We start from the raw sequence: 7,418 nt of genomic DNA on the forward strand, positions 1-7,418 counted from the left end.
GCAATGGCACAATCTTATAAGGATCTGAAGAAAGAGATTGGCAAAGTGATTGTAGGACAAGATGACGTGGTGAAAGCCGTAATCATTGCCCTGTTTAGCAATGGACATAGCCTGTTGGTAGGGGTGCCAGGATTGGCCAAAACCCTGCTGGTAAGCACGATCGCCGAAGTACTTGACCTCGACTTCAAACGCATCCAATTTACCCCGGACTTGATGCCTTCGGACATTACTGGATCGGAAATCCTGGACGAGGATCGCCACTTCAAATTTAACCGTGGACCTCTGTTTTCCAATATCGTTTTGGCTGACGAAATCAACCGTACTCCACCTAAAACCCAAGCTGCGCTTCTGGAAGCGATGCAGGAAAGATCGGTGACGGTGAGTGGTACCCGCCACGATTTGCCGAAGCCCTTTTTCGTGTTGGCAACCCAGAACCCCATTGAGCAGGAAGGTACCTACCCCTTGCCCGAAGCCCAGCTGGACCGTTTTATGTTCAACATTACACTGGATTATCCTTCCTATGATGAAGAATTGGAAGTGGTACGAGGCACAACAACTGCCCAAAACATCCAGTTGAATCATATCCTGTCGGGTGCTCAAATCCTAGGCTTTCAGCAATTGATCCGCAAAATTCCGATTGCTGACAACGTATTGCGTTATGCTGTGACCCTGGCTACCAAGACCCGCCCCAAAACACCTATGGCGACGGATATGGTTAATAATTACATCTCCTGGGGAGCAGGGCCTCGTGCCTCACAATACCTGGTATTGGGTGCCAAGTGCCATGCGGCCATCAGTGGAAAATATTCTCCGGACATCGAAGATGTGCAAACCATTGCCAATTATGTATTGCGTCACCGGATTGTGCGCAACTATAAGGCAGAAGCGGAAGGCATCAGTGAGGAGCATGTGATCAAAAGTTTATTCTAAGTATTATGACGCCATAATTTTTCTGTAATTGATTTTAAAACGGCGCGGAGCTTTTCTGCGCCGTTTTGCATTTTAATCCAGCCAAATCCGTACATTTCCGTTTTGAAATTAGTCCGTCATGGCTCGTAAAAGATTTTGGGAACTGCTGCTTTTTTTGGGATTATGCCATTTCCTTGGCTCAGGTTGTGTCAAAGATAGCCCTGAAAAAACTTTACCGCCAGCCTTGGGGAAGCTCAACGAGCTGAGCATTGTAATGGATACCATCTGGTGGCAAGGGAAAATTGGTAAGGAAGTTAGGGCTCATTTTGCAACAGCATTTCCTTTTGTAACGCCAGCCGAACCCTTGTTCAAGTCCCAGTATTACTCGCCAAATCGTTTTTTGACCAATCCAAAATTTTTAGCTCAGCGCAACTGCCTGATCATCATTCGCAAATATTCTGCCAATGCCCAGGAGCAGGCTCTGGCCAAAATTATTGAAAGCCGACTCAGCCAGGAACAACTCAAGCAATGGCGCGACAATCAGGTTTTTGCCATGGACAAAGTTTGGTCGGACCCACAACGGGTCATGGTTGTTGCCGTGAATGATGAAAAACAAGCCTTACAACTCTGGGAACAATATTATCCCACCATTTATCAAAAAATCCGGGAAAACGAGGCCCATTTGCACGAATCAATCTTGTTTAAAAAGAAACCGGAAGATGCCATCAACCGCAAACTCTGGGAAAACCATAAAGTAGATCTGGATTTACCACGTGGAACCCAGATCATCAGCAGTACCGATTCAATTTCCTGGTTGCAGTATGCTTATCCTGAAGGAGGGGCTTTGTGGATCCTGATTCGCCGCACCACCGTGGCTGAATTGGCCCGATCTGCTCAGTCGCCTGAAGCTACACTACAAGGCGTTTTGCGGCGAACACCTGCGCCTACAGCCATGTACGGCGGCGGCAGCATTCGTTTGGAAGAAAAAAATCCGCCCTTATTCGCATCAACCATTCGGTATCAAAAAACAATCCCCGCCACAGAATGGCGAGGATTGTGGCTGTTAGGGAGTAGAACCGGGTCCTTCATTTGCCAGTTGCCCAACTTCCCGCCAGACGCTCCTGTCTTATTGGCTGGTTTTGTGGAAGGCACTTTGTCCAATAAGGTGGAAAAATTATTGGAATTGCAATTCTTGTTGCAACGGCAAAGGACGGAGATGAAACCGTAAGAAAGAAATGAAAGATGAAAGATGAGAGATGAAAGATGAGAGATGAAAGATGAGAGATGAGAGATGAAAGAGGCTACCGCAGGGACTTAGACAAGATTCTGGTCAAAACGCTGCGGTAGCCTCTTTCATCTCTCATCTTTCATCTCTCATCACTTACCTCATCTTCCGCACATCGCCCCCCAAAAACTGTTTCACCCGTTTTTCTTTGGGTTCGTTTTCATATAAAATTTCGCCACCAACATTAGCGGAAGCCTCCAATAAATCAGTCACCTGAACTTCGGCGCGGCCACCAGTGCTGGTTTTTACAGTAGCTTTTTCGCCAATCAAACCCGAACAGCGGCACACCCCTCCAGTGCTTGCATTGATGTCCTGACTAGTGGCGGTGCCTTTCAGGTTCAATTGGCCGCCTTCAGAAGCACTGGCGTCCAGACTCTTGACGTTGAGGCTCAAATCCATTTGCCCACCTGCGGCCACACTGGCTGAAAACAGATCAGCGCTGAGGGTTTCTTTACAATCCACTTTTGCTCCGGCGTTGGCCCTCACTCCCCGCAAACTTTTGTAGGTCACGTAGGCTTTGACAATTTCGTTTTTGTACAAAAAACCATTTAAAACCTGGATGCGCAGCACACCTTTGGACACTTTTACCTCAATTTCTTTTTCAGGAATGCCGTCAATGTACAATACCACCTTATTGGCATCCCCTGCTTCCAAGTGCATGGTGATGCTCCCAATGGCGCTGACCTGATCAAAATTTTCTACCTGCACTTCCTTTTGGGCGTGTAACTGCGTCGTAAACAATCCCAGTAGTAGTCCGATTTGCATCAATCGTTTCATATTCTTTTTTTTAGTTGAGAAGGTTGAGCGTGTTGAGAAGGTTTAGGCTACCGCGAGCGACTTGGGCGTCAATCTTGTCTAAGCCGCTCGCGGCAGCCTAAACTTTCTCAACCTCCCTCAACCTTCTCAACTCCTGTAATAGGATGCTAAGAACGCGCGCTGCCCCTATTTTAGCACCCAGATAAAATATAAACAGGGCTCAAAACCAAAAAAATCGAGCTTTACCCGGCAACAAACCCGAATTTTTGCCATTTTTGCAGCCTAATTCAGTATTACACAAATAAGCATTTACAATGACCCAGCAAGCGGATCTGTTCAAGAAGTTGGTTGCGCACAGCAAAGAGTACGGTTTTATCTTTCAATCGAGTGAAATTTACGATGGTCTTGCTGCCGTGTATGATTACGGTCCCTATGGTGTAGAACTCAAAAACAACATCAAGGATTACTGGTGGGCGGCAATGGTGCAGATGCACGACAACATTGTGGGTCTGGATGCTGCCATCTTTATGCACCCCAAAACCTGGAAGGCTTCTGGGCACGTGGATGCTTTTAACGATCCTTTGGTAGACAACAAAGACAGCAAAAAACGCTTCCGTGCCGATGTGTTGATCGAGGAAGAAATTGATAAAATATTGGGCAAGGCAGATAAAGAAGTTGAAAAAGCCAAGAAAAAATTTGGTGATTCCTTCGACGAAGCCCTTTACCGCACCACCAACCCACGTGTACTCGAATATACCCAAAAAGCCCAGGCAGTAACCGACCGGTTGACTGCCGCCATGTCGAAGGGGGACATGGCCGAGATGAAAGCCATCATCGAGGATTTGGAAATCACCGAACCCGATACTGGATCGCGCAATTGGACTGATGTACGCCAGTTCAACCTCATGTTCAACACCCAATTGGGCAATATTGCCGGAGAAGAGGGTAAATTGTACCTGCGCCCCGAAACTGCACAGGGGATCTTTGTGAACTTTTTGAACGTACAAAAATCGACCCGGCAGAAAGTGCCCTTTGGCATTGCTCAAATTGGCAAAGCTTTCCGCAACGAAATTGTAGCCCGGCAGTTCATTTTCCGCATGCGTGAATTTGAACAAATGGAAATGCAGTTCTTTATCCGTCCCGGTGAGGAAATGAAGTGGTATGATTACTGGAAACAAACCCGGATGAACTGGCACCGCAAAATCGGTACCCCGGAGTCCAAACTGCGCTTTAAAGACCACGATAATCTAGCCCACTACGCCAACGCTGCGGTGGACATTCAATACGAATTTCCGTTTGGGTTTAAGGAATTGGAGGGCATTCACTCACGGACCAATTTTGACCTTAGCAGTCATCAGGAACTGTCAGGAAAAAAATTACAATATTTTGACCCTGAGCTCAATGAAAATTACGTACCTTATGTGCTCGAAACATCGGTTGGTGCCGACCGAATGTTCCTCGCCATGATGAGTGAATCACTCCAAGAAGAAACTGTACCAGATGCTGATGGTAATGACTCGACCCGGGTGGTAATGAAATTGCATCCAGCTTTGGCACCTATCAAGGTTGCAGTGTTGCCCTTGTTGAAAAATCGTGAAGAACTGGTAAAGGCCAGCACCGATGTGTTCAACAAACTGAAGTTCTCCTTCCAGTGTCAGTATGACGAAAAAGACGCCATTGGCCGTCGTTACCGTCGCCAGGATGCTATTGGTACTCCCTACTGCGTGACCATTGATTTTGAAACCTTGGAAAACAATACTGTGACCATACGTGAACGCGATAGTCTTAAACAAGAACGGGTTCACATTGATAAGATCGAAGAAATTGTCCGCCAGCGGGTTGACATGAAAACGTTGTTGCTGTAGGGCTACCCCTACCAGCCGCCCGAAAAAAACCGCTGCACAATTCAATGTCGCAGCGGTTTTTTTTATATACAAAATCTTGTGACGTTCTTTTGACTTGAAGAACAGGCGAATCCAGTAAATTCCTCGTTAAACTAAAATGCGTAGCATCCAAAAACCGAGCATTCATGAGTAACTTTACAAAACAACCTTCGATGCAAGCTACCCCCAGACTACGGATTCGTTCCTTATTTTCCTTTTCCCAACCACTTTGGTTGGCTTGCAGCTTCTGGCTGCTTGCCAATTCCATTTTTGCCCAGCGCAACCTCACTTTGTCCCAATTGACCTTTGCGCCACAATCTTATCTGGTCAACCCAGGACGGATTCCACTGTCTAAATACAACATTGGCTTGCCCCTGATGAGTGGCGCCAATGGCGCAGTGAGTAGCTCCGGATTTCGATTAGGTGATTTTCGGAAGGGCAGCAATGTTGAAGGGGGGCCCGACAATCCTTACAAGAAATTTCTGGACGACCTGGATCAGCAGAATTATGCCCAAATGGACGTCAGCGTTAATTTACTGGATTTGGGCTTCCGCATTGGTTCCCGCAATTACATCAATGTTTTTGCCAACGAGACCATGAACGCATTGATGCAATACCCCCGGCCACTGGCGGAAATGCTGTTCAATGTAGGCAATAGCAAGATTGTGAACCGCACCTACAACATTCAGGATTTTCAGTACAATGTATTGCAATATCGCTCCATTGGCATTGGGTACACCCGCCAGATCAACAAAAAACTTTCTATTGGTTTTCGGGCTAAATCCTTGATGGGCATTAGCCAAATCCAAACCAGCAATGATTCAATGCGCTTCGTCAGTGATGCAGACGATCGTTTTTTTGGCGTTTTGGGCAACTTGAGCTTCATGAGTTCAGGCGTTCAAAATTTAAAGCCCTATTATGGCATTCTGGGCAATTTGAATTTTGGCAGTTTGGCTACCCAGGCGCTACAACGGAATCCATCCAACTACCTGCAAAATACGGGCAACAATGGTTTCGCTTTTGACCTCGGTCTGCAATTGAATGTCAACAAGGAACTGGATTTGTACGCCAGTTTGCTCAATGTGGGCAGCATCACCTGGAAAAATGACGTCACCATCAACCCTTTGGCCGACGACAATATTGAATTTCCGACCCAGGATCTGGATTATTTCAACTCTGAAGTATTGGAATTTGTGGACAGTCTGGGGCGTAAAGCGACCATCGACACTACCTTCAAAACCCGCTTGCCCGCTTTGTTGTACGTAGGGGGGAGTTATTTTGTAACCCCAACTACTTCTATTGATGTGGTGCTCAACCCTCGATTTTACCTGGGCGAGATAGATTTTGGCTTTGGCGTAGGCATTACCACGCGGGTGAATAAAATTTTGCAAGTGGGCGGAAACATCTCCTCTTTCAATAAGTCCACCATCAATTTTGGCGCTGGTGCTGCACTCAATCTTGGGCCGGCCCAGTTGTACCTCGCTTCCGACAACATCATCCCCCTCTTTGCTTTTAATAGCTCCAAAACTGCACATTTCAATCTGGGCCTGACCTTCAATTTTGGCCGCCAAACCCGCGATGAGCGGTATGCGGAGTTGAACCCCAAGAAAAAAGCTGAACCCAAGAAAAAAGAGGAACCTAAGGAACTACTGGCCAGCAACAAACCTAAGGAAAACGATAAAAAATCCAATACTCCTCCGGGTACCACCTCGCGGGCACCGGTGGAGTTGCCACCTTCAGTTTCACTGGTGGGTACGGTATTTAACGGAATAAGCAAAGAACAATTGACCGGGGTAGCCCTGGAAGTATACATTCAGAATGCCGATGGCACGGAGGCTTTGCTCACCAAGCGTACCTTTGGTAACGGTATTATACTGCTCTCCCTAAGGCGTGAAAACAATCACCGACTGGTGCTGCGCAAGAATGGTTTTTCACCCAATGAAACCATCATCAGCACCGATGAAATGGGAGGACAAATGCAATTGAAAAAAGAATTTGAACTCAATACCGGGGTTCAGGCGCCGCCGGCTATCACCGCTCCGGTAGTAGCAGAAGAAGAGGAGGTAAGGGTACCCGAACGTGAACTCATCCCCGAGCGCAAGGTGGAAACGCCACCTGTTGAAGAAAAACCCGCTCCGGTGATTGCAACGACTCCACCACCCACCTCTTCCAAACCACCAGTGAGTGTTTCCACCCGCCCTGGCCGAGTGATCGTTTACCGGGTTTTGGAAAACTCAACCATCCGCCAAAGCCCGGATGAACGGAGCCTGGAGCTTTTGCCAGTAGTGATCGGCCACCGTTTGGAGTTGTTGGAAAAATCCAATGACGACTGGTGGAAAGTGCGCTTTCGGGATTTCGTGGGGTATTTGCCCGCGCGGATTTTGGAATTGGAGGAGTAATAAAGTTGAGGAGTTGAGGGGTTGAGAAGTTGAGGAGTTGAGAAGTTGAGGCTACCGCAGCTACCCGGTCACTGCGCGTAGTCTCAGTGCCCGGGTAGCTGCGGTACCCCCAACTTCTCAACCCCTCAACTTCTCAACTTATTTCAGCTGCGTATCCGCAAAATACCGCATCGCCTTCTGCAAAAA

Annotated in this window: 5 protein-coding genes; 4 read left to right on the forward strand and 1 reads right to left on the reverse strand. The window is 47.4% G+C overall.

Going from position 1 to position 7,418, the window contains the following annotated elements; all coding sequences use genetic code 11:
• The coding region (locus SFV55_RS23985) for an AAA family ATPase (RefSeq protein ID WP_320032104.1) at positions 1 to 930 on the forward strand (930 nt) is incomplete at its 5' end.
• Positions 931 to 1,048: 118 nt separating this feature from the next.
• Entirely contained in the window at positions 1,049 to 2,137 is a 1,089-nt protein-coding gene (locus tag SFV55_RS23990; protein ID WP_320032105.1) for a DUF4837 family protein, read from the forward strand.
• Between the two features lie 153 nt (positions 2,138 to 2,290).
• On the opposite strand, the gene SFV55_RS23995 is transcribed toward SFV55_RS23990, so the two are convergent.
• Positions 2,291 to 2,971: a head GIN domain-containing protein gene (locus tag SFV55_RS23995; protein ID WP_320032106.1), complete on the reverse strand. Its 681-nt coding sequence runs from the start codon at positions 2,969 to 2,971 to the stop codon at positions 2,291 to 2,293.
• Positions 2,972 to 3,264: 293 nt separating this feature from the next.
• On the opposite strand from SFV55_RS23995, the gene SFV55_RS24000 reads away from it, so the two are divergent.
• Together SFV55_RS24000 and SFV55_RS24005 are read left to right on the forward strand one after the other, a co-directional pair.
• The gene (locus SFV55_RS24000; RefSeq protein ID WP_320032107.1) at positions 3,265 to 4,815 is read left to right on the forward strand and encodes a glycine--tRNA ligase; all 1,551 of its coding nucleotides are present in this window, start codon (positions 3,265 to 3,267) and stop codon (positions 4,813 to 4,815) included.
• Positions 4,816 to 4,979: 164 nt separating this feature from the next.
• The gene (locus tag SFV55_RS24005; protein WP_320032108.1) at positions 4,980 to 7,232 is read left to right on the forward strand and encodes a DUF5723 family protein; all 2,253 of its coding nucleotides are present in this window, start codon (positions 4,980 to 4,982) and stop codon (positions 7,230 to 7,232) included.
• The last annotated feature ends 186 nt before the right edge of the window (positions 7,233 to 7,418 follow it).

The organism is Haliscomenobacter sp., from assembly GCF_033763495.1.
GTDB lineage: Bacteria > Bacteroidota > Bacteroidia > Chitinophagales > Saprospiraceae > Haliscomenobacter.